The sequence below is a fragment of the Pseudomonas cremoricolorata DSM 17059 = NBRC 16634 genome (assembly GCF_000425745.1).
Classification (GTDB): Bacteria; Pseudomonadota; Gammaproteobacteria; order Pseudomonadales; family Pseudomonadaceae; genus Aquipseudomonas; species Aquipseudomonas cremoricolorata.
Window position 1 is genome coordinate 395030 of the sequence record NZ_AUEA01000002.1, and the last position, 25726, is coordinate 420755.

Sequence of the window (25726 nt, forward strand, 5' to 3'; positions counted from 1 at the left end):
TGTTCACGCGTCGGCCATCGCCTGCGCGTCGAGGTAGACCAGCACATCACCCGGTATCACCGGCCGTCCGGGCACACAGCGAACGGCGGCGACCCTACCGTCCACGGGCGCGAGTACCGCGAGCTCCATCTTCATCGCCTCGATGATGACCAGCTTGTCTCCCGCCCTGACCGTTTGCCCTGGCTCGACCAGCACTTTCCACACATTGCCGTTGAGATCGGCACAGACCCGCTGCCCAGTCTGCTCTGGCTCTTCACTGGGCATGGGCTCGGCGAGCGCCAATGGTTGGTCCAGGCCCGCCTCTTTCCAGCGCTCGACTTCTGCTTCGTACGCCTGTTTCTGACGCGACTGGAACTGGGCGATGCTCGGTGCATGGGTTTGCAGGAACTGGGTGTATTGGGCGAAATCGAACTCGGTCTGCTCGATGCGGATCTCGGCGCGCCCTTCGCGGAAGGCCTCACGAAACGCGGTGAGCTCATCCTCTTCGACGAGATGGAATTTCACCTGGTCGAAGAAGTGCAGCAACCATGGGTTGCCATCCTTGAACTGCGCGTTCTTCGAATACTTGTTCCAGATCGGCAAGGTACGCCCAACCAGTTGATAGCCACCGGGTGAGTCCATGCCGTAGATGCACATGTACATGCCGCCGATGCCCACCGTGCCTTCGGCGGTGTGCGTACGCGCGGGGTTGTACTTGGAGCTGAGCAGACGATGACGAGGATCGAGCGGCACCGCGCATGGCGCATCGAGATAGACGTCGCCCAGGCCGAGAATCAGATAGCTGGCCTGACAGACGATGTCCCTGACCTGATCGCGATGTTCCAGACCATTGATGCGCTGCAGGAAATCGACGTTGTTAGGCAACCACGGCGCTTGAGCGCACACGGTTTCCTGATAGCGGGTGACGGCGTCCAGCGTGGCGCTGTCCTCGAAGGCGATGGGCAAGTGCACGATGCGTGTCGGCACCTTCACGTTCGCCACATCGCCCAGCGCACGTTCAAGCTCGAGCAGATGCTCGAGCAGCGCGCGCTGGTGCAAGACCTGGCCGTCGTAGCGCACTTGCAGGGAACGCACGCCAGGGGCCAGCTCTTCGATGCCCGGCAACGGCCGTGCATCGAGCGCCTGCATCAGCAGGTGAATGCGCAGGCGCAGGGCGATGTCGAGCACATTGTCGCCGTACTCGATCAGGATGTAGGTGTCTCCGGCTTGCCGGTAGACGACCCGCGGGCGGCTGTCATCGGCAGCGAGTTCGGCCAGTATGGCGGCGGAGGACGTCGCCGCGGGCAGCAACGATGGCACGGGCAAGGTCTGGGCCTTGACCGCGGTCAACGTGGCAAGGCTTCGCTCCTGGGCCTGCTCCAGCTGTAGTGCCTGCTCGAAGCTGAGCGGATGAAAGCGCAGCTTGTCCCCCGGCTTGACCTGCCCCACCTTCCACAGCTCGGCCTTGGCGATGGTGACCGGACACACGAAGCCGCCGAGGCTCGGGCCGTCCTTGCCCAGAATCACCGGGAAATCCCCCGTGAAGTTGATGGCGCCGATCGCGTACTCGCAATCGTGTACGTTCGAGGGGTGCAGACCGGCCTCCCCGCCATCGATTCGCGCCCAGCCGGGCTTGGGCCCGGACAGGCGCACGCCAAGGCGGTTGGAGTTGTAGTGCACCTCCCATTGCGTGGCGAAGAAGGTCTCGATGGACTCGGCGGTGAAGAAATCCGGGGCGCCATGGGGACCGTAGAGCACGCCGATGTCCCATGTCGTGCCGTACTGCGCAATCATCGCGGCCGGTGCCGCGCAGGGCGCACTGACCGGTGCCGGGGTGGTGCAGGCCGCCCGCTCAGGTTGCGAGATGGCCAGCATGTCGGCGGTACGCAGGGTGCGCCCTGCATGCCCGCCGAATTGGCCCAGGGCGAACGTCGAGCGGCTGCCCAGGTACATCGGCACATCCAGACCATTGCGCACGGCCAGATAGGTGCGACAGCCGTCCAGCGCACGGCCGAGGGTGAGCACCTGGCCAGCGTTGACCTGTACCGGGGTCCAGTAGGGAATCGCTGCACCGTCGAGCTGCGCCGGGCATTCTGCGCCCGTCAGCGCGATTAGCGCAGCGCAGTGAAAGCGCAGGGAGGGACCTTGCAGCGTAAACTCCAGACCGGCCGCCGTCGCATGGTTGCCGACGATCCGGTTGGCCAGGCGCAAGGCGTAGTCATCCATCGGGCCTGAGGGTGGCACGCCGATGTTCCAGTACCCCAGACGGCCAGGATAATCCTGCACGCTGCTGTAGGTTCCGGGCTCCAGCACTTCGATGACACTTGCCGTGAAAGCACAGGTATCGAGCATGCGCGTCCACACCTGGCCTGCCAGAAAACGCGGCTCGGCAACGATCTGGCGCAGGTAGTCGAGGTTGCTGGCGATGCCGTGCAGACGCGTGGCATCCAGCGCGGTCTGCAGTTTGTCGATCGCTTGCTGGCGATTCTCGCCGTGCACGATCAGCTTGGCGATCATCGGATCGTAGAACGCCGACACCTCGGTTCCGCTGCTCACCCAACCGTCGACACGCACATCGTCAGGGAAGAACACCTCGGTGAGGGTGCCAGGGCTTGGCTGAAAGCCTTTGAGCGGATCTTCTGCGTAAAGGCGCACCTCGATGGCGCAACCTTGCGGCGGCCGGTTCAGCGCCTGCCAGTCCAGGGCATCGCCGGCTGCAACCTGCAACATGCACGCGATCAGGTCCAGGCCGGTGACCATTTCCGTGACCGGGTGCTCGACCTGCAGGCGGGTATTGACCTCGAGGAAATAGAAGGCGTCACTGGCAGCCTCGTAGATGAACTCCACCGTACCGGCACTGCGGTAGTTCACCGCCTGCCCGAGGTTCACCGCAGCGCGATGCAGCGCCTGGCGAGTCGCGGCCGGCAGGTGCGGTGCAGGCGTTTCTTCGACCACTTTCTGATTGCGCCGCTGCAGCGAACAGTCCCGTTCGCCCAAGGCCACGACCTGGCCTTCGCCGTCACCGAAAATCTGCACCTCGATGTGCCGCGCCTGGTCGATGAAGCGTTCGACGAAGGCGCCCGAGTCGCGGAAGAATTGCTCGCCCATGCGCTTCACGCCGTCGTAGGCCTCACGCAGGGTAGCGGCGTCATCGCAGCGGGTCAGGCCGATCCCCCCGCCTCCCGCCGTGCTCTTGAGCATCACCGGATAGCCAATGCGCTCGGCTTCTGCCAGGGCGTGCTCCACGCTATCGAGCAACGCCGAGCCTGGCGTCATGGGCACGCCTGCGGCAGCGGCCAGCTCCCTGGCCCTGTGCTTGAGGCCGAACTCACGGATCTGCCCGGCGGTCGGGCCGATGAACGCGACACCCGCCGCTTCGCACGCCTCGGCGAACTCCGCGCTTTCCGACAGGAAGCCATAGCCTGGGTAGATCGCCTGGGCACCGGTTCGCTGCGCGGCGGCGAGGATCTTGTCGATCCGCAGATAGCTGTCGGTCGCTTTCTCGCCACCCAGGGCGACAGCGACATCAGCCATCAGCACGTGCGCGGCATTGCGGTCAGGCTCGGAATACACGGCAACGGCCTTGACCCCGAGGGTCTTGAGGGTACGAATGGCACGCACGGCGATCTCGCCGCGGTTTGCGATCAGGACGGTCTGGAACATGCTGCGCTCCCTGTGATGGCGCCAATGGCTGGCTGATCCTTCCGCTTGCCGGAAGGCGAGTATTCAGGCGTTCTGCAGGCTGGCGATGTAGGCGCGCCAACCGCCGAACTGGGTGATGTCACGGGCGCCACTCAGTGCCCATGGTTCGCAGATGAAGCCTTTCACGCTGCGCCCGTCGGCCAGGTTCAAGGTGCCGATGCCAAGCGGTGCCGGGATCTCGGCGACGAACTCGCCGAATCGGGCGATGGGCATGTCCCACAGCTCGACGATGATCGGGCTGCCGCTGTCGGAACGGGCCAGGCCCGGCTTGGGCGGGACAGTGCCTGGCAGGGCGTAGAGGCGATAGTGCTCGGCGGTCAGGGTCTGTTCGACCAGCACGGCGTTGCGCGTGGTCAGCTGGAAATTCAGCGGCATGCCAGTCAGGTGAGCGCCGACCACCGCAACGCGCACACTCCCCTCGCCCGGTCCTGTGCAAGGTGGCAACGGCGCGGACAGGCTACGCCCCGTTGCACCCAGGGGCAGATCGAGGTGGTTCTGCCAGCGCTTGCCCAGATCCGCCAACGCCAGGTCATGCCAGGCCGGAGCGATCAGTGTGATGCCCGCAGGCAAGCCATCGCTGCGCAAACCGGCGGGCAGCGCCAGGGCGGAAAGATCCGCCAGGTTGGTGAAGTTGGTGTAATAGCCGAACTGGGCGTTGTACAGCACCGGCTCTTGTCGCATTTGCTCGAGCGTGCGCAGGGTTGGCGAGGTCGGCACCAGCAGTGCGTCGAAACCCGCCAGGCTGTCGTTGATCTGGCGGCTGAGCGCTGCCCGCAGGTATTCGGCCTCATAGGCATCGCACGCGGTGTAGGCGCGGCCATTTTCGATGATGCCGCGCACCACTGGGTCGACCGCCTCAGGCATGCGCGCCAGCACGTCCCGCACCGCGACGGTCCGCTCGGCCACCCAGGGCCCGTAGTACAGCTGCTCGGCCAGTTGTTTGAAGGGCGCGAAATCGATCATGGAGATGTGCGCGCCCAACGCTTCGAACGCCGCCAGAGACCGCTCGAACACGGCGCGATTGTGGCTATCACCAAAAAACTCCAGCGAGTCAGGGATCGCCAGGCGGATCTTGCTGCCAACGGCAACCGGCGCAGTGTTGGGGTTGCGCCGCGAATAGGGATCGGTGGCGTCATAACCGCCAGCGATTGCAGCCACCGTTTGCGCATCGCTGACCGTCAGGGCGAACACCGAGATGCAGTCGACGGTACGGCAGGCAGGCACCAGCCCTGTGGTGGAAAGCAGCCCTTTGCTCGGTTTGAGGCCGACGATGTTGTTGAAGCCAGCCGGGACACGCCCCGAGCCTGCAGTATCGGTACCCAGAGAAAACGCCACCCAGCCACGGGCAACCACCGACGCCGAGCCTGAACTCGAGCCGCCACTGACATAGTCGGGGTCGAAGCTGTTGGGCACTGCACCATAGGGCGAACGCGTGCCCACCAGGCCGGTGGCGAACTGATCAAGATTGGTCTTGCCGATGAGGATCGCGCCCGCAGCACGCAACTTGCGAACCACGGTGGCATCACGCTCGGCGCTGTAGGCGAACGCCGGGCAGGCGGCGGTGGTGGTCCATCCGGCCGCATCGATGTTGTCCTTGATCGCGAACGGCACGCCATACAGGGGCAGTTGCGCGAGGTCGCCCTGTACCGCCGTCAGACGCTGCTCCAACTCCGCCAGTTGCTGCACCAGTTGCTGGCGCTCGACCAGGCTTATCCACGCAGGATCATCCGCAGGCAGCGCCTGCAACAACGTCAGCAGAGTGTCCGGGGTCAGGGACTGCTCACGATAGGCAGCAGCCCATTCCTGGACGGTCCAGCCGAGGAAAGGTAATTGCTCGATGTGCATGGCGCATTCCATCTTGTATCCAAGTGTGGAAGCGTCAGAGCAAGCTTCAGGCCAACTCTGAAATAGCCATTTAAATCAACTAGTTGCATCAAATTCACTAACGCTATGAGGCCGGCAGCCAACCAATGGGTGCACATGCACAGGGCAGGTGCATCAATGTGGTGACCCCATGCTGGCTGGTCGGCGGAGACTGATCGTTACGCGAGGGGCGGCCTGGCACTGGCCTGCCGGCTCCAGTCGAGCAGCAGGCTGTAGCCGACCGCAAGCAGGGTCGGGCCGATGAACAAGCCGATGAAGCCAAAGGCGATCAGGCCGCCGAAGACCCCAAGCAACACGATCACCAGCGGCAGGTTGCCTCCGCGGCTGATCAGGTAGGGTTTGAGCACGTTGTCGACGCCGCTGATGATGAAGGTGCCCCAGATGCCGAGGAACACCGCCATGCCGTACTCGCCCTGCCACACCAGCCAGGCGGTGGCCGGTATCCAGGCCAGGGGCGGCCCCATGGGGATCAGGCTGAGCATGAAGGTCACCAGACCGAGAACGATCGCCCCTGGTACCCCGGCGATGAGAAAACCGATCAGCGCCAGCAGGCCCTGCGCTGCCGCGGTGCCGATGACGCCGTTGACCACCCGCTGCACGGTGCCGGCGACCAGTTCCAGGTAGTACTCGGCGCGCTCACCGATCAACCGCTGCAACAGGCGCAGCACGAAGGCCGCCAGGCGCGGCCCGTCGCGGTAGAAGAAGAACACGAACACCAGGCTCAGGCTCAACTCGAGAATACCGCCGCCGATCTGCGCGCTGCGCGCCAGCAGCCAGTTGCCGGTCTGGCCCAGGTACGGCTTGACCGAGGCGAGCAAGGCCGGGCCCTGCTGATCGACGGTGTCCCACATCGCCACCAGGCGCTCACCCACGAACGGGATGCCGCCCAGCCAGGAAGGTGCTTGCGGCAGGCCGTCGACCTGGACGTCACGCACGAAGGCGGTGGCATCACGGATGTGATCGGCCAGGTTGAAGCCCAGCCACACCAGCGGCAAGGCCACCAGGAGAATCCACATGCCGGTCAGCAGGCCCGCAGCGAGGGTCTCGCGGCCCCGCAACAGCCGCGTCAGCAGGCGCATCAGCGGCCAGCTGGCAAAAGCCAGAATGGCCCCCCAGAGCAGTGCGGAAATGAACGGTGCCATCACCCACAAGGCCGCGCCCAACAGCGCCAGCAGTAGGATTTGCACCAGCAGACGGTCATTGTTGGGCATCGACAGGTTACTCAGCGGATCAGCTCCAGGTGCAGCCCCTCGGTCGGCGCATCGCCCACCTCCAGGCGAGCGCTGCGCACGCCGGCCTTGATCAGTTGCTCACGCCAGGCCTCGGCCTGATCGCCACTGAGCGAGGCACGCAAGGTGCTGTCCAGGTTCAGGCTGCGTGCCAGCAACTCGACCCAGGCCGGCTGTGGCGCGCGCAGATCAGGGTAGTCGAGCTTGCCGGTGTCGCGCATTTCGCGCAGCACGGTGGCCGCGGTGGGCAACAGTTCACCCAGCAGGCTGGCGGCGACGAACTCCTCGACATGCAGGTAGGCACGGCGGTTGCCGCGGGTGACGCTGTACAACGCCACCAGGGTGTCGGCCTGCTCGGCCGAGCGGCGCAGGAGGATGAACGCCTGCTGCTCGTCGCCACCATTGAGGCGGGCATTGCCGAAGACATCGTTGGCCCACAGGCTGGCCTCGCCGCAATCACGGCCCTGGCACCAGAACAGCGGATAACCGCCCTCTTGCTGCAAGGCTTCGCGAGCACTGGTGAAGGCTTCCCGGGCGCTGCGCTCGACCGGCAGCTCGTAGGTCTGCGAACTGACCTGGCCGCGCGCTTCGACCTTGTTGTCGAGGCGCAGCCGGCCGCTGATCTTGCGCAGCGGCCCCATGGGGTAGACGCGCTCCTGTTCCAGCGCCGGGCGTTGGTCGACGACCTTGGCATCCTGTGGAACCGGCAGGCTTTCGGCGAGCAGCCATGGGCTGCTGAAGGCGAGGCACAGGCCAAGGGCGCTGCGCAGAGAAACGACGGTTTTCATCGGCCACCCTGGCGGCATGCATGGCCGGTGTGATGCGTGTGAGTGTCTGGCGTTGGCATGGAGCTCTCCCTGATCGACCCGGCAAGCCTCGGCACTTGCCGGGTGCAAGTCAAGGAAAGCCAAAGAAGCGATTGAAACAGTCTGCAACAAGGACGGCGCCGGCTTGGTCATTCACGTGCAAATGATGACCACCCGGCAGCCGCACCTGTTCGAAGGGTAGCTGCTGCAGCAGTGCATCGTGCGCCAGCAGCAGGCCGTCTGCGGCCACCACCAGGCAAGCCGGGCAGCGCACCCGCTCGACGAAGGCCCAGGCCTGCCGTTGGCTCAAGCGCACTGCCGAGGGCAGGGTCAGACGGCTGTCGCTGCGCCAGCTGTAGCCGCCAGGCACCGGCATCAGGCCGCGCTGCGCCAACAGCTCAGCGGCCTCGCGGCTGACCGCGACCATCCCCTTCATGCGCGCAGTGATGCCGGCATCCAGTGTCGGGTACACGGTCTTGCGGCCGGCACCCCGGCGCAGTTGCGCGCCAAGGGCCAGGCCCAGGCGCTCGGCAGCGTCGTCGGGCTCGCCGGTCGGCGGTATCAGCCCATCGATCAACGCCAGGTGGCTGACCCGCTCGGGCAGCGCAGCGGCCAGTTGCACGCTGATCACCGCGCCCAGCGAATGGCCCAGCAGCGCAAAGCGCTGCCAGCCAAGCTGCTCGGCCACCCGCAGCACGTCATGGGCGTAGTCGGCCAGGGTGTAGCTGGCGCCCAGGGGCCGGTGCGCCGAGTGGCCGTGCCCGGCCAGATCCAGCGCCACCACCCGCAGCCCGCGCAGGCGCGGGGCCAGGCGCGCGAAGCTATTGGCGTTGTCCAGCCAGCCATGCAGGGCGATCACCGGCAGGCCGTCGGCGGGGCCGAACACATGCGCGGCCAGCTCGATATGGCCCAGGTCCAGGCGCAGCTCTTCCACCGCCATGCTCATGCCTGCGTCCAGCGGGCGAACAGGCCCTTGAGCAACTCGGCGGTGGCGATGGGCTGCTCCAGGGGGAACATGTGCCCGCCGGGCACGCTGATGTATTCACCACGGGGCAAGCCGCGCGCGGCCAGGCCGTGATGGTGCCGCACCACGCCGCTGCTGGCGCCGCGTACCAACGCCACTGGCAACTGCAGCTGCCGTGCAGGCTTGGGGCTGGCATGTGGGATGTTGCGGTAGATGCTGATTTCGGTGGCCGCATCGAAGCGCAAGCGCACGCCCTGCTCGGCCGGCTGCAGGCCATGCTGCAGATACGCTTCCAGGCAATCGGGGTCGAACTGGCCGAACAGACGCTTGCTGGCAAAGTAGCTGCGCGCCGCGTCGCGGTCGGCAAACGCTTCGCGTCGGCCCAGGGTGCGACCTGCCGGGGTGATGCGGTCGATCAGCCCCAGACCCTTGGCAAGGCGAATCAGCCACTGGTCGAGGCGGGTCAGCAGCGGCGAATCGAGCATGACGATGCCGCGATAGAACTGCGGTGCGCGCAGCGCAGCGTGCAGGTGCAACACACCGCCCAACGAGTGCCCCACCCCCCACACCGGGCCGTCCTGCAAGGCCAGGTGATAGAGCAACTCCTCGACCAGTTGCTGCCAGTTGTCGTCCACCGGAAAGCGCGGATCATGGCCATGTTGCTCGAGGTGACGAACGTCGTAGTCGGGGGCGAGGCCTGCGAACAACTTGCCATAGGTGGCAGAGGGAAAGCCGTTGGCATGGGCGAAGAAGATCTGCTGCGACATGGCGCACCGGACAATGGCGAAAAGATGGCCCATTGTCAGCGCGGCAGCGCCGCACGGCAATGCGCAGAAAGGTCAACGCCGAGGGCAATCAGGTCATCGCAGGGTCAGTCGAAGTTGATCAGCGAGCGCTGCAGGCAGGCCTGCATGTAGGCCAGTTGCGCCGCCAGGGCCTCACGGGCCAGGCGTTTGTCGCGCGGTGCGAGGTCGAGCCGGCGCAGCGCCAGGCAACTGCTTTGCAGCAAGTGCGCCATGCGCACGCTGGTCAGGCGGAGCTGTTCAAGATCTTCGGGATGTTCGCATTTGCGTAACAACTGATCGAGCTTGGCGTTGGCGCTGTCTTGAAGCAGGCGGTATTCGGCAAAATCGAGGGTCTGGTTGTTTTCTATCTTTTCCAGTGTGGGTAGCAGGTCTGCGGAACCGGCCAACTCCAGATACCGAATGCTCATCGATGGTGCTTCCCTGGGCTACGCCCTCGTATTGAGTACGAACGCTAGCAAGCCCAGGGAAATGCCGGCAACTGACAAAAATGTCAGTTGCGCAGCGCTCAAGGGTGATGAACGGCGTGCAGGGTCATCAGCCCAGCCAACGGCCATTCGCCGTCAAGCTCGGCCAGACTCGCGGTGCCCATGGCGGCCGGTTGCTGGCGATGGCCCTGGTGCAGCAGGCTGACCAGATGCCCCACCAGCGGCTGATGGCTGACCAGCAACAGTTGATCGTAGCCACAGCCCTGCAGGTGCGCGATGACCTGCTGCGGGTCGCTGTCCGGGGTCAGCCAGGGCGCCTCGATCACCGCCTCAGGCAAACCCAGCGCAGCGTGCACCAGGGCGGCGGTCTGCTGGGCACGCACGTATGGGCTGGCGAAGATTGCCTGCACGGGTTGGCCCAGTAGGCGCGCGGCACTGCGCTGGACCTGCTCGCGGCCTGCCGGGGTCAGGCGCCGCTGCGCGTCGCTGGCGGCCGTGGGCTCTGCCTCGCCGTGGCGCAGCACCCACAGCTTCATGGCTTGGGCCCTTGGTTGCCCGGGGCCTGCGCCTGCGGCTCGACGCTGTGCGCGGCCTCGCCTTCGGCTGGGCGTGGCGCCGGCCAGTCGGCGAACGGCCAGGGTTTCTGCTCGGTGTGGAAGGTGCCGAAGCGGCCGATCTGCGCCAGGTACTGGCTGAGGCTGTCACCGGCGTTCATCACGCTGCCATTCGGCGCGCCATAGACCAGGCGGTAGATAACCTGGACCAGCACCAGCGCGCCCAGCATCAGTTCGGCCAGGTGCCAGACCAGCAGGAAAAACAGCATCCACAGCACACGCAGGAAAAGCGATTCGTGCTGGCCACGTTCCGGGGTTGGGCTCATGTGTCGCTCCTTGGATCAGTTGAAACCGCTGATGGAAATGAAATCGACGTCGGTCTTGGGTTCGGCGTGCATCAGGTGGGCAATCACCTGTTCCAGGGTACGTCCCTCGAACAGGATCGCGTGCAGGCCGGCGACCAGGGGCATGTACACCTGCACCTCCTGGGCCTTGGCTTTGAGCACCTTGATGGTGTTGACACCCTCGGCCACCTCGCCCAGCCGCTCGACCGCCTCGGCCAGCGACAGCCCCTGGCCGAGCGCCTGGCCGATCTGGTAGTTGCGGCTCTTGGGCGAGGAACAGGTGACGATCAGATCGCCCACCCCGGCAAGCCCGAGGAAGGTCATCGGGTTGGCGCCCTGACTGACCGCGAAGCGGGTCATCTCGGCCAGCGCGCGGGTGATCAGCATGCTCTTGGTGTTTTCCCCCATGCCCAGCGCTGCCGCGAGGCCGGCGATGATGGCATAGACGTTTTTCAGCGCGCCGCCCAGTTCGACACCGAAGCGGTCGCTGCTGGCGTAGACGCGGAAGGTCGGGCCATGCAGCACGTCCTGAACCCATTGGCACAGGGCTTCGTCTTCGCTGGCCACCACCGTGGCGGTCAGCGCGTGCTCGGCGATTTCACGCGCAAGGTTGGGGCCTGAGAGCACCGCAATGCGCGCTTGGGGGGCGATCTCTTCGAGAATCTGGCTCATCAGCTTGAAGCTTTGCGCCTCGATGCCCTTGGTCAGGCTGATCAGCCCCTTGCCGGCCAGCACCTGCGCATGAGGCGCAAGCACACTGCGCAGGGCGCTCGACGGCAGGGCGACGAACATCAGCTCGCACGCCTGCAAGGTGGCCAGCAGATCGGTGACCGGCTCGACCCCGTCATGCAGGCGTACCCCCTTGAGGTAGCGCGGATTTTCTCGATTGACGCGCATCGCCTCGGCCTGCTGCGCATCGCGCATCCACTGGCGTACCGGCACACCGTTCTCGGCCAGCAGGTTGGCAACGGCGGTGCCGAAGCTGCCGCCCCCGAGCACCGCGACAGGTTGCTGTTCAGTCATAGTTCATCCATCAAAGCCGTTGAGTTGTTTGCGCCTGGCGCATTATACGGGCCAGCCCTGCGCTCACCAGCGCTTCTTGCCCGCCTCGATGCCTCTGCAACGCGTGCCCAAGGGCCACTGGCAAAACCCGTAGGCTGGTTTACCATAGCCGGCTAACTCCCGAATCAAGGTCGTACCGTGGCCATTGGCGCGTCCCCTGCCCCCCGCCTGCTGCTGCTCACCACTGCCCTGCTCGGCGGGCCGGCGCTGGGCGACGATCTGTTCATCGATGACCAGGCGTTGCCAGAGGTTCTGACCGCCACTCGGCTGAAACAGTCCCCGGCGGCCGTGCCGGGCAGCATGACCGTGCTCGACGAAGCGCTGATCCACGCCAGCGGCGCCCGCGACATCCCTGAACTGCTGCGCCTGGTGCCCGGCATGATGATCGGCTACGGCGCCGGCAATCAGCCAACGGTCAACTACCACGGCAGCAATGTCAGCGACGCCCGACGCATGCAGGTGCTGATCGACGGCCGCTCGGTGTACCGCGCGGGCCTGGCCACGGTCGACTGGAGCGACATCCCGCTGGCCATCGAGGACATCGAGCGAATCGAGGTGTTTCGCGGCCCGAACACCGTCAGCTACGGCGCCAACGCGCTGATGGCGGTGGTCAACATCCTCACCCGGCGCCCGGCCGACAGCCATGGCACGCGGCTGAAGATCACCCGCGGCGAAAACGGCATCGACGATTTCTACGCAAGCCAGGGACTGGGCTGGGACGGCGGCGACCTGCGCCTGTCGATGTCTGGCATGGCCGACGATGGCTTCGACCACGACCAGCTCGGCCAGCCATACCGCGACAGCCGACGCCTGACCCGTTTCAACCTCAGCGCCAGCCACACCCTGACCCCTGAGCAGTCACTGGACTGGCAACTGGCGGCCAAGGAAGGCAGCAACCAGCGCCCCTACACCTATCAGCCGGTGTTCCCCTACGTCACCCAGCGCGGCCCCGACGCCGATGCCGTGGCCAAGGACTACGCGGCTTCGCTGCGCTGGAACATCGATTTCAATGCCGGTCACAGCCTGTACGTGCAAGGCTCGGCGCAGCACTTCGACCGCCAGCAAGTGTGGCGCGCCTGCGATGCCAGCCTGGCCTTCAGTCCCGAACTGACGCGCCTGTGGCAGCTCAATCCGAACTACGCCGAGCAAGTCGCGCGACGCGCCAACGATCCGCCGCCGAGCGACGATGCCGAGCAGCGCGCGCTGGTCGAGGCGATCAGTCAGCAGTGGCGCAGCGGCGCCAGCGAAGTGGTCTGTGGCGACGTCGACCAAAGCACCCGCGAGACCCGCTACGACCTGGAAATCCAAGACACCCTGAGCCTCAGCGACAGCGTACGCCTGCTCAGCGGCGCTAACCTGCGCTACGACCGCGCCGATTCGGCCACCTATTTCAACGGCAGCCTCGACGACCAGACCTGGCGCCTGTTCGGCCAACTGGAATGGCGCGCCGACGAGCACTGGATCGTGCAGGGCGGGGCGATGTTCGAGAACAGCCGGCTGACCGGCAGCTCGCTGACCCCGCGTGTGGCGGTCAACTACCTGATCACCCCGCGCCACGGCCTGCGCGCGGTGTACTCCGAAGCCGTGCGTTCGCCGGACATGTTCGAGAACAACGTCAACTGGAGCTACACCGTGCGCAACCTCAGCCGTAACGTCTACGGCCTGCAGAACGGTGAATATTTCGTCAAGACCCGCGGCCCCGGCAACCTCGACCAGGAACGCATGCGTTCCCGCGAGCTGGGCTACAACGGCTACTTCAGTGACCTCGACCTGAGCCTTGACCTGAAGCTGTTCGTCGATGAAATCACCGGCATGATCAGCGAGCCGCTGCGCAACAACCAGTTCATCGCCAGCAACGCCAACAAGGCCCGCTTCAGCGGCAGCGAGGCGCAGGTCGACTGGCAACTCAATGCCCGCGATCGTCTGCGCCTGACCTACGCCTACGTCGATGCCTGGGCCAGCAACCCCGCCGACCGCCGCCTGAGCGCGCGCAACAGCGGCTCGGCCGGCTGGCTGCGCGAATGGGGTCGCGGCTGGTCCAGCGCCCTGTTCTATTACGGCGACGACGCGCTCAATCAGTACCGCTACGAGCGCCTCGATCTGCGCCTGGCCAAGCAACTGCGCATTCACGGCACGCGGCTCGAGCTGGCTGCGCTGTGGCAGCAACGCCTGGACAACCAGCCGATCACCCTGGAGCAGAATCGCTACGACAGCCGTCACCGCCTGCTGTTCAGCGCCGAGCTGGAGTTCTGATGCGCCGCCTGCTCTGCTGGCTGGCGTTTTGTCTGTGGCCCCTGGCGGGCTTGGCCGACGATGAGGTATTGCTGGTCGGCGGCGAGGCGCAATCGGGCTATCGCAGTTTCACCGAGGGCTTGCAGGCGCGCCGCGAACACGACCGCGTGCAGTTGCGCACGGTCGCGCAGCTGCCCCGCCCCTCCCGGCTCGACCCACGCACCCGCCTGGTGCTGCTCGATTCGGCAGCCCTGGAATGGCGTCTGAGCGAAACATCAGGCCCTGCCGCCCTGGCACTACGGGTCAATCGCGTGCAGATCCAGCAGCGCCTGGGCGAGCAGCGCCCGGCCTACCTCAGCCTGCTGTGGAGCGACCCGCCGCTGGCGCGGCAGTTAGCTCTGACCCACTACCTGTTGCCGCAAGCCAGGCGCGTCGGGGTGCTGTACGGCGAGCACAGCCGCTTCCTGCTCGCCGAGCTGCAGCAGGCGGCCCGCCACCTGGGCCTGGAACTGGTCAGCAAGGCCTGGGACGACCCGCGCGACAGCCGCCCCTTGCAACAGTTGCTGAGCAGCAGCGATGTGCTGCTGGGGCTGGATGATCCCGAGCTGTACAACCCCAAGACCGTCAAGACCCTGCTGCTGAGCAGCTATGGTCGGCAGATGGCACTGATCGGCCCCAATGCCGGCTTCGTCCGCGCAGGCGCCCTGGCCAGTACCTACAGCGACCAGACCGACTGGCTGGAGGTGCTCGACCACCTGCTCGACCAGCCCACGGCGCACTGGCCGCGCAGCCTTTACCCCACGCCATTCGGCGTCAGCGGCAACCAGCAGGTGGCACGCGCGCTGGGCCTTGAGCCAATCGACCCGACCGCCGCCGCCCTGGCGATCGGCGCAGGAGCACCCGCCCCATGAGCAAGCGCCTGAGCTGGGATATCCATACCCGCACGCAAATCATCAGCCTCGGCCCTGCCCTGCTGCTGACCTTGCTGCTGATCGGCTTCTTCACCTTCGTGCGCCTGCAAGACCTGCGTCAGGAGCTCAACCACACCGGTCAGCTGATCGCCAACCAGCTCGCGCCGGGTTCCGAATATGGGGTGATCTCGGGCAACAACGAAGTGCTGGAAAGCCTGATGCGCGCCACCCTGAGCATTCCTCATGTGCGCTTTCTCGAGGTGCAGGACAGCCGCAATCACATTCTGGTCTATGTCGAGCAGTCCGACGAAAGCACCAACCGCGCGCAGCGCGTGGAGGTGTTCCAGGCGCCGATTCGCCTGCAGCAGATCCGCCTGGACAACGACTTCCTGCAACCCAATGCGGGCAACGCCGGCGACGTCAGCGACGACTACCTGGGCCGGGTGATCGTCGGCATGTCCGACGACGCCTTCAGCGAGCGACAGCAGGAAATCGTCATCAAGGCCGGCATCCTCGCCCTCTTCGCCCTGGCCTTCACCTTCATGCTCGCGCGGCGCCTGGCCATGAGCCTGTCCAAGCCGATCAGTGACATGGGCGAAGCGGTGCGCGCGATTCAGGAAGGCGACTTCACCTCGCATGTGCCGGTGGTCGATGACAGCGAGCTGGGCCACCTGGCGGCGCACATCAACAACCTGGCCTTCGCCCTCGAACAGGCCAGCGACGAACAGCGCCAGGCCATGGCGCAGATGACCCAGGCGCGGGAAGAAGCCGAGCAGGCCAACCGCGCCAAATCCGATTTTTTGGCCATGATGAGCCATGAACTGCGCACACCGATGAACGGCGTACTGGGCATGCTGCAACTGCTCGACACCACCGAGTTGACCCGCGAACAGGCCGAATACACCAGCGTGGCCAGCGAATCGACCGGGCACCTGCTCAAGGTCATCAACGACATCCTCGACTTTTCGCGCATCGAGCGCACCACCCTGCAACTGGAGTCGATCGACTTCAACTTAGGCGAACTGATTCGCAGCTGCGTGCAGTCGTTCCAGCACAGCGCCCGCCAGCGCGGGCTGAACCTGCGTTTGCAGTTGTCGGCAGGCTGCGACGAACTGCAGGTGGTCGGCGACCCGACGCGCATCCGCCAGATCCTGCTCAACCTGATCGGCAATGCGCTGAAATTCACCGAGCGTGGCGAGGTGGCGGTAGAGGCCGACTGGCAAATGCTCGACGCGCAGCGCGTGCACCTCACCTGCGCGGTGCGCGATACCGGCATCGGCATCGACAACGACCGCCTGGAAATGATGTTCGTCGCCTTCCAGCAAGCCGACAGCTCCATCTCCAGGCGCTATGGCGGCACGGGCCTTGGGCTGTCCATCGCACGCACCCTGGCCGAACGCATGGGCGGTCAGTTGCAGGGTGAAAGCCGCGCCGGGCTGGGTTCGACCTTCACCCTGGACATGCCCTTGACCCTGTCGGTGCTGCCGGCGCTCGCTGTCAGCGCTTCACCGCCCAGCAACGCGGTGAACGGTGGCGGGCGGCCGATATTGCTGGTGGAGGACAACCCGGTGAACCGCAGCGTCATCGAAGGCATGCTGCGCAGCTTCGGCTTCCAGACCTGGGTAGCGGTGGACGGTCAGCAGGCGCTCGAACGGGTTCAACAACAGCGTTTCGCCGCCGTGCTGATGGACTGCCGCCTGCCGCTGATGGACGGCTACGAGGCCACCCGGCGCATCCGCGCGCTGGGTTCTGAGGGGCAGTTGCCGATCATCGCTCTGACCGCCAACGCCTTGCAGGGCGACCGTGAACGATGCCTGGCCGCGGGCATGGATGACTACCTCAGCAAACCGCTCAAACGCAGTGAACTGCTCGAGGTGCTACGACGCTGGCTGCCGGATCAAACGGTCACGACTGGCGATTGATAAAGAAATACGGCAGTCTTAATGTTCGGCCTGGCACTGGACAGGACAGCTATAGAACCTGAAAATGCACGTTTCAGTGAACACCTGTACTTCATTTGCCAGGTGCACTGTGACTTTCACCACAACGCAATAGTCTACCTGTAGGCTGCCGCCCCTGACCGTCATGGCTTTCGGGGATGGCCGGGAAGATTCATCCCCTGCCACAGGGGGTTATTGAGGAGCTCGCATGACCAAACAAAACGCCTTTACTCGGGAAGACCTGCTGCGCTGCAGTCGCGGTGAGCTGTTCGGCCCAGGTAATGCGCAACTGCCCGCCCCCAACATGCTGATGGTCGATCGCATCACCCTCATCAGCGCCGAAGGCGGCAAGTACGGCAAAGGTGAATTGGTCGCCGAGCTGGATATCACTCCGGACCTGTGGTTCTTCGCCTGCCATTTCGAAGGCGATCCGGTGATGCCGGGCTGCCTGGGCCTCGACGCCATGTGGCAACTGGTCGGCTTCCACCTCGGCTGGCAAGGCCTGCCGGGCCGTGGCCGTGCGCTGGGTTCAGGTGAAGTGAAATTCTTCGGCCAGGTACTGCCGACCGCTAAAAAGGTCACCTACAACATCCATCTCAAGCGCGTCCTCAAGGGCAAGCTGAACATGGCCATCGCCGATGGCTCGGTCAGCGTCGATGGTAAAGAGATCTACACCGCCGAAGGCCTGCGGGTCGGCGTGTTCACCTCCACTGAAAATTTCTAAGGGTTATTCGCATGCGCCGCGTCGTTATCACTGGTCTGGGCATCGTTTCGTGCCTGGGCAATGACAAAGCTACCGTCACCGAAAACCTGCGCAACAGCCGTCCGGGTATTCGTTACAACCCGGAATACAAGGAAATGGGGCTGCGTAGCCAGGTTTCCGGGTCCATCGACCTCAACCTCGAAGAACTGATCGACCGCAAGGTGTTCCGCTTCGTCGGCCATGCGGCTGCCTATGCCTACCTGGCCATGCAGGACGCCATCAAGGACTCGGGCCTGACCGAAGAGCAAGTCTCCAGCCCGCGTACCGGCCTGGTCGCAGGCTCCGGTGGTGCTTCCACGCTGAACCAGATGGAAGCCCTCGACACGCTGCGCGAGAAAGGCGTCAAGCGCGTTGGCCCCTACCGGGTTACCCGCACCATGGGCAGCACCGTTTCCGCTTGCCTGGCGACGCCGTTCAAGATCAAGGGCATCAACTACTCGATCTCGTCGGCCTGCGCCACCAGCGCCCACTGCATCGGCACCGCGCTGGAGCAGATCCAATGGGGCAAGCAGGACATCGTCTTCGCCGGCGGCGGCGAAGAAGAGCACTGGAGCCAGTCGTTCCTGTTCGATGCCATGGGCGCTCTGTCGACCAAGCGCAACGATTCGCCGGAAACCGCCTCGCGCGCCTACGATGCCGACCGTGATGGCTTCGTCATCGCTGGCGGCGGCGGCATGGTGGTGGTCGAGGAACTCGAACACGCCCTGGCCCGCGGCGCCAAGATCTACGCCGAAATCATCGGCTACGGCGCCACCTCCGACGGCTACGACATGGTCGCCCCGAGCGGCGAAGGCGCCATCCGCTGCATGCAGCAGGCGCTGTCCACCGTCGACACTCCGATCGACTACCTCAACACCCACGGCACTTCCACCCCGGTCGGCGACGTCGCCGAGATCAAGGGCATCCGTGAAGTGTTCGGCGACAAGGCCCCGGCCATCAGCTCGACCAAGAGCCTGTCCGGTCACTCGCTGGGCGCTGCCGGTGTACACGAGGCGATCTACTGCCTGCTGATGATGGAAAACAACTTCATCGCAGGTTCGGCCAACATCGACGAACTCGACCCAGCGGTCGCTGATCTGCCTATCCTGCGCAAGACCCAGGAAAACGCCACGATCAACACCGTCATGAGCAACAGCTTCGGCTTTGGCGGCACCAACGCCACCCTGGTGCTCAAGCGCTGGGAAGGCAAGTGATCATCTGATCGCTGAACTGAAAACGCCCCGACTGGTTCGGGGCGTTTTCGTTTCTGCTGCTCGAGCGGCCGTTACCGTGCCTTGGGCAGTACCGCAAGGAAGTTGTCCCGTGCCACCTTGCGCGCGACCTCCTCGGGCAAGGCATCGAGAAACGGCGTGAAGCTCTTCATCTGCTCACCCATGCTGCCAAAGCGCCCGACCACATCGGAGCCCAGCATGAAGCGCTCAGGGAAGCGCTTGACCAGATCGACCCAAGCCTGGCGCGGCACGCCCTTGTCGTCCAACAGGTACGGTTCCAGCACGCTCCACGACAGATCGACGTAGAGGTTCGGGTAGCTCTCCAGCATGCGCGTCAGGGTCGGCAGCAGGAAGTCCATCTTGGTTTGGTGCCGATGGATTTCCAGGCTGCTGCCCGCATGAGCCCAGATGAAGCGGGTGCGCGGATGATCGCGCAACGGCTCTTCGATCTCGGCCAGGTACAGCGGGTTGCGCTCGCGCTTGGAGGTGATGTTGGAGTGCACCAGCACCGGAAGATCACGCTCGGCGGCCAGGCGATAGACGCGATTCATCGCTTCGTTGTTGGCCCGCGGGGTGTCGCCGCTGGTGAGCGCGGTTAGGTCGTCGTGGCGGGTGAACACCTCGCCGATGCCCTGCCACAAGCCCGGATTGAGCTCGAGCATGCGCTCGATATGGCTGGCAGCGTTCTTGTCGACCGGGTTGAAACCGCTCAGAAACGGATGAAAGCGCTGGCGTTGTTCGGGGCTGAGCTTTTGCAGCGCCGCAGCGACCAGCACGTCAGTGGCGCTGTACCAATAAGCCGCCGCATCATCGCCAGCGTAGTAGCGCGGGCGCTTGGGCTCATCTTCATGCCACTTCTTGGCCACCGGAATGCCGGAAATCATCGACTGGTCGATGCCGGCGGCGTCCATGGCCTCGAGCAGCGCCGGCATGCCTTCGCTTTCCTGGAAGAAATCCACGTAATGCAGATGGGCGTCGCTGTAACGGTACTCGCGAGCCTGGCAGGGCTGCAGCAGCAGGCCGACACACAGCGTGGCGGCAAGCGCTCGGACGATCATGGCAAACTTCCTGGTCTGAATTCGAGCTGGGTAGACCGCACGACGCGCAGCTCGGTTCAGCCCAGCAATACCCTGCAACAGGCGCAAGGCAAGGCCGTAAAGGCCCCACCCTGCCCTGGCACGATCAGCGCTGGAACACTTCATCCAACAGATTGTGCATCGCTCTGAACGCGCGCTCCGAAACCTTGCGGTTGTACTGGGCCGTGCCCGGCACGTTGGCCTCGGGATCTGTGAACGAGTGCACCGCACCGCCGTAGCTGTGCAACTGCCAATCGACCTTGGCGGCGGTCATTTCTGCCTCGAAGGCCGGCAACTGCTCGGCAGGCACCAGTGGGTCGTCAGCGCCATGCAGCGCCAGCACCGCACCTTTGATGTTGCGCGCATCAGCGGCATCGGGGGTGTCCAGCGTGCCATGGAACGACACTGCCGCACGTAGATCCGCGCCGCTGCGCGCCAGCTCCAGCACACAGCAGCCGCCGAAACAGAAGCCGAACGCCGCCGTCTTGCCCGGCGCCAGGCGCGCCTTGGCCTGGCCGAGCAGTTGCGCCAGGGCTTCAGCCATGCGCTTGCGCAGCTCGATGCGGTTTTCCTTGAGCGGCATCATGGCCGCCGCTGCCTCATCGGCATTGCTCGGACGCAGCGATTGCCCATACAGGTCGGCGATCAGCACCACATAGCCCTGGCTGGCCACCTCCTGGGCGATACGTTCGGCGCCTTCAGTAACCCCCATCCAGTTCGGCACCATCACCAATGCCGGCTGCTCGCCAGCACCGGGGGCATACACCAGGCGGCTCTCGTAGGTGTCGCCCGACAGGCGATAAGTCAGTGATTCGACGATGACCTTGCTCATTCTGCACTCCTTCGGCATTCGACCGTAGCCGGCGCGGTTACTGCGCCGACACCATGAAAAAAGCCCGCCGAAGCGGGCTTTGATCAGCAACTGCATTCACTCAAGCAGACAGCTCGACCAGCAGCTTGTTCAGACGGCGAACATAGGCCGCCGGGTCTTTCAGGCTGTCGCCCGCCGCCAGCGCGGCCTGGTCGAAGAGGATGTGCGACAGCTCGGCGAAGCGGTCCTCGCTCTGCTCGTGATCGAGCTTCTCGATCAGGGGATGGCCTGGGTTGAACTCGAAGATCGGCTTGGAATCAGGCACCTTCTGCCCGCTGGCCTCAAGAATCTGGCGCATCTGCAAGCCCAGGTCCTGCTCACCGATGGCCAGAATCGCCGGCGAATCGGTCAGGCGATGGGAGACGCGCACTTCGGCAACGCTGTCGCCCAAGGCGGACTTGAGACGCTCGACCAGGCCTTCTTTATCCTTGGCGACTTCTTCCTGGGCTTTCTTGTCTTCCTCGGAATCCAGCGAGCCAAGGTCGAGATCACCACGGGCCACGTCGACGAAGCTCTTGCCATCGAACTCGCTGAGGTAGCTCATCAGCCACTCGTCGATGCGGTCGGTGAGCAGCAGCACTTCGATGCCTTTCTTGCGGAAGACTTCCAGGTGGGGGCTGTTCTTGACCTGGGCGTACGACTCCCCGGTGAGGTAGTAGAACTTGTCCTGACCGTCCTTGGCACGTGCCAGGTAGTCGGCCAGAGAAACGCTCTGCTCGCCGCTGTCGTCATGGGTGGAGGCGAAACGCAGCAGACCGGCGATCTTTTCCTTGTTGGCGAAATCTTCGGCCGGGCCTTCCTTGAGTACCTGGCCGAAGTTCTTCCAGAAGCCCTTGTATTGCTCGGGGTCGTTCTTGGCCAACTTCTCGAGCATGTCCAGCACGCGCTTGGTCAGCGCCGATTTCATCGAGTCGATGATCGGGTCTTTCTGCAGGATCTCCCGCGAGACGTTCAGCGACAGGTCGTTGGAGTCGACCACGCCCTTGATGAAGCGCAGGTACAGCGGCAGGAACGACTCGGCCTGGTCCATGATGAACACGCGCTGTACATACAGCTTCAGGCCGCGGGGTGCTTCGCGCTGGTAGAGGTCGAACGGCGCACGGGCCGGCACGTACAGCAGCGAGCTGTACTCGAGCTTGCCTTCGACCTTGTTGTGGCTCCAGGCCAGCGGGTTCTCGAAGTCATGGCCGATGTGCTTGTAGAACTCCTGGTATTCCTCGTCCTTGATTTCACTGCGCGGACGGGTCCACAGGGCGCTGGCACGGTTGACGGTTTCCCATTCTTGGGCGGGTGCTTCTTCGCCTTCAGCAGCCTCGGCCTGCTCCTTGGGCAGCTCGATGGGCAAGGCGATGTGGTCGGAGTATTTCTTGACCACATTGCGCAGACGCCAGCCATCGGCGAACTCGTCTTCACCTGCTTTGAGGTGCAGCACGATGCGCGTGCCGCGCTGCGGCTTGTCGATGGTGGAGACTTCGAAGTCGCCCTCGCCTTTGGACGACCAGTGCACGCCTTCGGCGGCTGGCTGGCCGGCACGACGGCTGTAGACATCGACCTTGTCGGCGACGATGAACGCCGAGTAGAAACCGACGCCGAACTGACCGATCAGGTGCGAATCTTTTTTCTGGTCACCGGTGAGGTTCTTCATGAAGTCGGCAGTGCCGGACTTGGCGATGGTGCCCAGGTGGGTGATGACATCCTGACGGCTCATACCGATGCCGTTGTCTTCCAGGGTGACAGTGTTGGCGGCCTTGTCGAAGCTGACGCGGATCTTCAGATCGGTATCGCCTTCGAACAGCTCTGGCTTGGCCAGGGCTTCGAAGCGCAGCTTGTCGGCGGCGTCGGAGGCGTTGGAGATCAGCTCGCGGAGGAAGATTTCCTTGTTCGAATACAAGGAATGGATCATCAGGTGCAGCAGTTGCTTCACTTCGGTCTGGAAGCCCAGGGTTTCCTTTTGAGTATCGACACTCATGGTCTTCAAAACTCCAATCGATTGGCGGGGTTCGCCGTGACGGCCAAGGCCTGCATTCAGGGCGGGATGAGCAACAGATGGGGGCACGCCGAGGCATTTCAAGGGGCGGCGCCTGGACAGGGTCCTCACACCGGGTCGATCAGTTGCCAGGCGATGGCCCAGACGCTTCGCAGAGGGTGCTCGACAGGCGCCGGATCGACCCCGCCACAAACAACGCGCAGTCGCCATTAACGACGTGCAGATGTATATGTGCGAACCGTGTGGAACTTCTTTCACGGGGTACAACTCGAAGGTACAAGTCGATTATTCCACCAATGGAGATACACACTCATGCGTAAACCTTTTGCTTTTGCTCTGATGCTGGCCGCCACCATGGGCTTGGCCGCTTGCGATAAAGCGAGCGAAGACAAAGCCCAGGACGCACAACAACACTCCGAGAAAGCCCAGGAAAAAATGGGTGACGCTCAGGACAAAGTCAACGAAGCCAACGAAGAAAAAGCCAAAGCTGCTGCCGACCAGGCTGAAGCTCAGCAGAAGGCCGCCGAAGAAGCTCGCGACAGCTCCTCGCCGACCAACACCCCGCCAGGCTCGGTTCCTGCCGAACCTGCCAAGCAGTAATTCTGCTTGTAGAAAAACCCGGCCTGGCCGGGTTTTTTTATGCCTGAAAACTTCAACTAAACCGATTCAGTTCACGCTTGCAGAGTTGTCCGCAGAGTGCTCTACCGGCGAACTTTGCGTGGGCGTGAAGACCATCACTTCCAACACGTCGGAATGAAACTCACGCCGGTAAAGAATCAGCACCACGCCGACACTGGTGAGCATGAACATCCACGGGCTGATGAACCAGGTCAACAAGGCCATGCCGAAATAATACGCGCGCAATCCCAAGTTGAACTGGTTGGCCGCAAGCGACAGTACTTTCGCCGCACGGATGGCGAAGGCCTTGCGCTCCAGTTCGTTGACTTGGCGCTCGCCGATCATCGGCGCCGAGCCCACCAGCACCGCGGCGAAGTTGTATTGGCGCATGCACCAGCTGAAGGTGAAAAAGGCGTAGACGAAGACCATCGCCAGGCACAGCAGCTTGATTTCCGACATGCCTTGGGAGGCCGGCTGCACCCAGGGTAGATCGGCCAGCAACGAAAGCGCGCGGTCTGAGGCGCCGAGCACGGTGAGGATACCGGCGAGGATGATCAGCGTGCTGGAGGCGAAGAACGAAGCGTTGCGCTCCAGATTGCCGATCACACTGGCATCGGCGATACGGTTGTCGCGCAGCAGCATGCGGCGCATCCAGTCTTCCCGGTATAGATGCAGCACGCTGGCCAGGCACGCCGTGTCGCGCGCCTTCCAGATGGCATAGCGGGTATAGCCGCCCCAGGCCAGGGCGAACCAGCACACGGCCAGCAAATTGCTCAGGTTGTTGTGGATGAAGCTCATGCCATCTCCGCGCAGGTGAACGAACCAGGATTTACACCGCCTTTCGACGCATGTTTCGCGCAAAAGGCACGTGCACTCGATGATGCAGACAAAAAAAACCCCGCATTGGCATGCAGGGTCTTTTCGCGCTATCGGCTACCGGGCCACTGGCTTGTGACCGGCCCGGCAGCGGCCGCTCAACGCATCAGGCGATTGCCTGACGTGGGCTGCCGAGCAGTCGATCGACGGTGAAGCACACTGCCAGGGCGATCACCGACGGCACCAGCCAGGCCAGGCCCTGCTCGCTCAGCGGCAGGTTGGCCGCCGCGTCCGGCAGCAAGTGGGCAAGTTCGCTGCCTTTGATGGCATCGACGATACCGAACAGCAGCGATACCAGCATCACCGGCGCCATTACCCGTACCGGCGAGTTCCACAGGCCGTTGACGAAGCTCAAGGCAATCATGACGATGCACGGCGGGTAGATCGCCGTCAGCACCGGCACCGAGAACATGATCAGCTTGGTCAGGCCAAGGTTGGACACCAGCAACGAGAATCCGGCGAGCAACACCACCAGCACCCGGTACGACAGCGGCAGAATCTGGCTGAAGTACTCGGCGCAGGCGCAGGTCAGGCCGACTGCAGTCACCAGGCAGGCCACGGTAATCAGCACGGCGAGGAAATCACTGCCCAGCGAGCCGAAGGTGTGCTGCACATAGGCATGCAGCACCGTGGCGCCGTTGGCGGCGTCCATGGCGATCGAGTGGCTGCCCGAGCCAAGGCGGAACAGGCTGATATAGACCAGCGCCAGGCCGACACCGGCAATGAGCCCGGCGATGATCGCGTAGCGGGTGATCAGCTTGGGCGACTCGACGCCACGGGAACGAATGGCGTTGACGATGACGATGCCGAACACCAGCGCGCCGAGGGTATCCATGGTCAGGTAGCCATTGATGAAGCCCTGGGAGAACGGTGCGCTCACATAGGCCTGCTTCGCCTGGCCGATATCGCCGGCCGGCAGCATGAAGGCGGCGACGCCCAGCGCTGCCAGCGCAATGATCTTCAGTGGAGCCAGGAAACGCCCGACGGTATCGAGCAGCTTGCCGGGATACATCGACACCGCCAGCACGATCAGGAAATACACCACGCTGTAGATCAACAGCGCCAACCAGCCTTCGATGCTGCTACCGACCAGCGGCGCGACACCGACTTCGAACGACACAGTGGCCGTGCGCGGCGTGGCGAACAGTGGGCCGACCGAGAGGTAGCACACCGCCGCCAGCAGGCCGCCGAAGAACTTGCCAATCGGGCTGCTCAGCGCGTCCATGCCACCGCCGACCTTGGCCAGCGCCACGACGGTGATGACCGGCAGGCCGACCGCGGTGACCAGGAAGCCCAGCGCCGCCATCCATACGTTGGGCCCGGCCTGCAGGCCGACGATGGGTGGGAAGATGATGTTGCCCGCGCCCACGAAAAGGGCAAACGTCATGAAGCCAAGTGCCAGGATGTCCTGGCCTTTTAACACTTTCATTTGGGGAAGTACCACACTGCTGAAATCGGGATTCGAGAAGGGATTGCCCTATGGATG

General features: G+C 64.1%; 21 protein-coding genes. 6 read left to right on the top strand and 15 right to left on the bottom strand.

The genetic code is table 11. The features are described 5' to 3' along the window. Nucleotides 1-3 precede the first annotated feature (3 nt). The 10 genes from uca to H618_RS0104195 form a co-directional block, all read right to left on the bottom strand. Nucleotides 4-3642, bottom strand: a complete 3639-nt coding sequence (gene uca, locus H618_RS0104150; protein WP_028693867.1) for an urea carboxylase — start codon at nt 3640-3642, stop codon at nt 4-6. A gap of 63 nt (nt 3643-3705) precedes the next feature. Beyond that, a complete protein-coding gene (gene atzF, locus H618_RS0104155; protein ID WP_028693868.1) occupies nt 3706-5526 on the bottom strand; it encodes an allophanate hydrolase in 1821 nt (606 codons plus the stop codon). Nucleotides 5527-5723: 197 nt separating this feature from the next. Then, a complete protein-coding gene (locus H618_RS0104160) occupies nt 5724-6776 on the bottom strand; it encodes an AI-2E family transporter (protein WP_028693869.1) in 1053 nt (350 codons plus the stop codon). Nucleotides 6777-6787: 11 nt separating this feature from the next. Then, nucleotides 6788-7582, bottom strand: coding sequence for a DUF4892 domain-containing protein (locus H618_RS0104165; protein WP_028693870.1), 795 nt, complete (start codon nt 7580-7582; stop codon nt 6788-6790). 109 nt (nt 7583-7691) lie between these two features. Then, nucleotides 7692-8546 carry an alpha/beta fold hydrolase gene (locus H618_RS0104170; protein WP_028693871.1) on the bottom strand — a complete coding sequence of 285 codons (855 nt, stop codon included), beginning with the start codon at nt 8544-8546 and terminating at the stop codon, nt 7692-7694. Continuing rightward, nucleotides 8543-9331: an alpha/beta fold hydrolase gene (locus H618_RS0104175; protein ID WP_028693872.1), complete on the bottom strand. Its 789-nt coding sequence runs from the start codon at nt 9329-9331 to the stop codon at nt 8543-8545. The genes H618_RS0104170 and H618_RS0104175 overlap by 4 nt, the downstream gene beginning before the upstream one ends. 104 nt (nt 9332-9435) lie before the next feature. Next, nucleotides 9436-9777 (bottom strand): hypothetical protein, encoded by a 342-nt coding sequence (locus tag H618_RS0104180; RefSeq protein ID WP_028693873.1) that lies wholly within the window; start codon nt 9775-9777, stop codon nt 9436-9438. 98 nt (nt 9778-9875) lie between these two features. Next, complete coding sequence (gene sixA / locus H618_RS0104185) at nt 9876-10331, bottom strand: phosphohistidine phosphatase SixA (protein WP_028693874.1); 456 nt, start codon at nt 10329-10331, stop codon at nt 9876-9878. Further along, the gene (locus H618_RS0104190; RefSeq protein WP_028693875.1) at nt 10328-10675 is read right to left on the bottom strand and encodes a DUF4389 domain-containing protein; all 348 of its coding nucleotides are present in this window, start codon (nt 10673-10675) and stop codon (nt 10328-10330) included. Before H618_RS0104190 ends, sixA begins: the two co-directional genes overlap by 4 nt. A gap of 15 nt (nt 10676-10690) precedes the next feature. Next, nucleotides 10691-11716, bottom strand: coding sequence for an NAD(P)H-dependent glycerol-3-phosphate dehydrogenase (locus H618_RS0104195; protein WP_028693876.1), 1026 nt, complete (start codon nt 11714-11716; stop codon nt 10691-10693). 183 nt (nt 11717-11899) lie between these two features. Here H618_RS0104195 and H618_RS0104200 point away from each other — a divergent pair, with 183 nt between their 5' ends. The 5 genes from H618_RS0104200 to fabB all read left to right on the top strand — a co-directional run bounded on the left by H618_RS0104200 (nt 11900) and on the right by fabB (nt 18794). Further along, nucleotides 11900-14008, top strand: a complete 2109-nt coding sequence (locus H618_RS0104200; RefSeq protein ID WP_425414163.1) for a TonB-dependent receptor plug domain-containing protein — start codon at nt 11900-11902, stop codon at nt 14006-14008. Beyond that, entirely contained in the window at nt 14008-14898 is an 891-nt protein-coding gene (locus H618_RS0104205; RefSeq protein ID WP_028693878.1) for an ABC transporter substrate-binding protein, read from the top strand. Before H618_RS0104200 ends, H618_RS0104205 begins: the two co-directional genes overlap by 1 nt. Continuing rightward, the gene (locus H618_RS0104210; protein ID WP_028693879.1) at nt 14895-16820 is read left to right on the top strand and encodes a response regulator; all 1926 of its coding nucleotides are present in this window, start codon (nt 14895-14897) and stop codon (nt 16818-16820) included. The genes H618_RS0104205 and H618_RS0104210 overlap by 4 nt, the downstream gene beginning before the upstream one ends. Before the next feature lie 226 nt (nt 16821-17046). Beyond that, on the top strand, nt 17047-17562 hold the full coding sequence (gene fabA / locus H618_RS0104215; protein ID WP_028693880.1) for a 3-hydroxyacyl-[acyl-carrier-protein] dehydratase FabA: 516 nt from the start codon (nt 17047-17049) through the stop codon (nt 17560-17562). Nucleotides 17563-17573: 11 nt separating this feature from the next. Beyond that, a complete protein-coding gene (fabB, locus tag H618_RS0104220; protein ID WP_028693881.1) occupies nt 17574-18794 on the top strand; it encodes a beta-ketoacyl-ACP synthase I in 1221 nt (406 codons plus the stop codon). Between the two features lie 71 nt (nt 18795-18865). On the opposite strand, the gene H618_RS0104225 is transcribed toward fabB, so the two are convergent. From H618_RS0104225 to htpG, 3 genes are all read right to left on the bottom strand, one after another. Beyond that, nucleotides 18866-19870, bottom strand: coding sequence for an amidohydrolase family protein (locus tag H618_RS0104225; RefSeq protein WP_028693882.1), 1005 nt, complete (start codon nt 19868-19870; stop codon nt 18866-18868). Between the two features lie 124 nt (nt 19871-19994). Continuing rightward, nucleotides 19995-20720, bottom strand: coding sequence for a dienelactone hydrolase family protein (locus H618_RS0104230; protein WP_028693883.1), 726 nt, complete (start codon nt 20718-20720; stop codon nt 19995-19997). 100 nt (nt 20721-20820) lie between these two features. Beyond that, on the bottom strand, nt 20821-22728 hold the full coding sequence (gene htpG, locus H618_RS0104235) for a molecular chaperone HtpG (protein ID WP_028693884.1): 1908 nt from the start codon (nt 22726-22728) through the stop codon (nt 20821-20823). A gap of 330 nt (nt 22729-23058) precedes the next feature. Here htpG and H618_RS0104240 point away from each other — a divergent pair, with 330 nt between their 5' ends. Then, nucleotides 23059-23346 (top strand): hypothetical protein, encoded by a 288-nt coding sequence (locus tag H618_RS0104240; protein WP_028693885.1) that lies wholly within the window; start codon nt 23059-23061, stop codon nt 23344-23346. 66 nt (nt 23347-23412) lie between these two features. Here the strand turns inward: H618_RS0104240 and H618_RS0104245 are convergent, their stop codons facing one another. Together H618_RS0104245 and brnQ are read right to left on the bottom strand one after the other, a co-directional pair. Then, nucleotides 23413-24162: a DUF599 domain-containing protein gene (locus tag H618_RS0104245; RefSeq protein ID WP_028693886.1), complete on the bottom strand. Its 750-nt coding sequence runs from the start codon at nt 24160-24162 to the stop codon at nt 23413-23415. Between the two features lie 184 nt (nt 24163-24346). Continuing rightward, nucleotides 24347-25669, bottom strand: a complete 1323-nt coding sequence (gene brnQ, locus H618_RS0104250) for a branched-chain amino acid transport system II carrier protein (protein WP_028693887.1) — start codon at nt 25667-25669, stop codon at nt 24347-24349. Between the last annotated feature and the right edge of the window lie 57 nt (nt 25670-25726).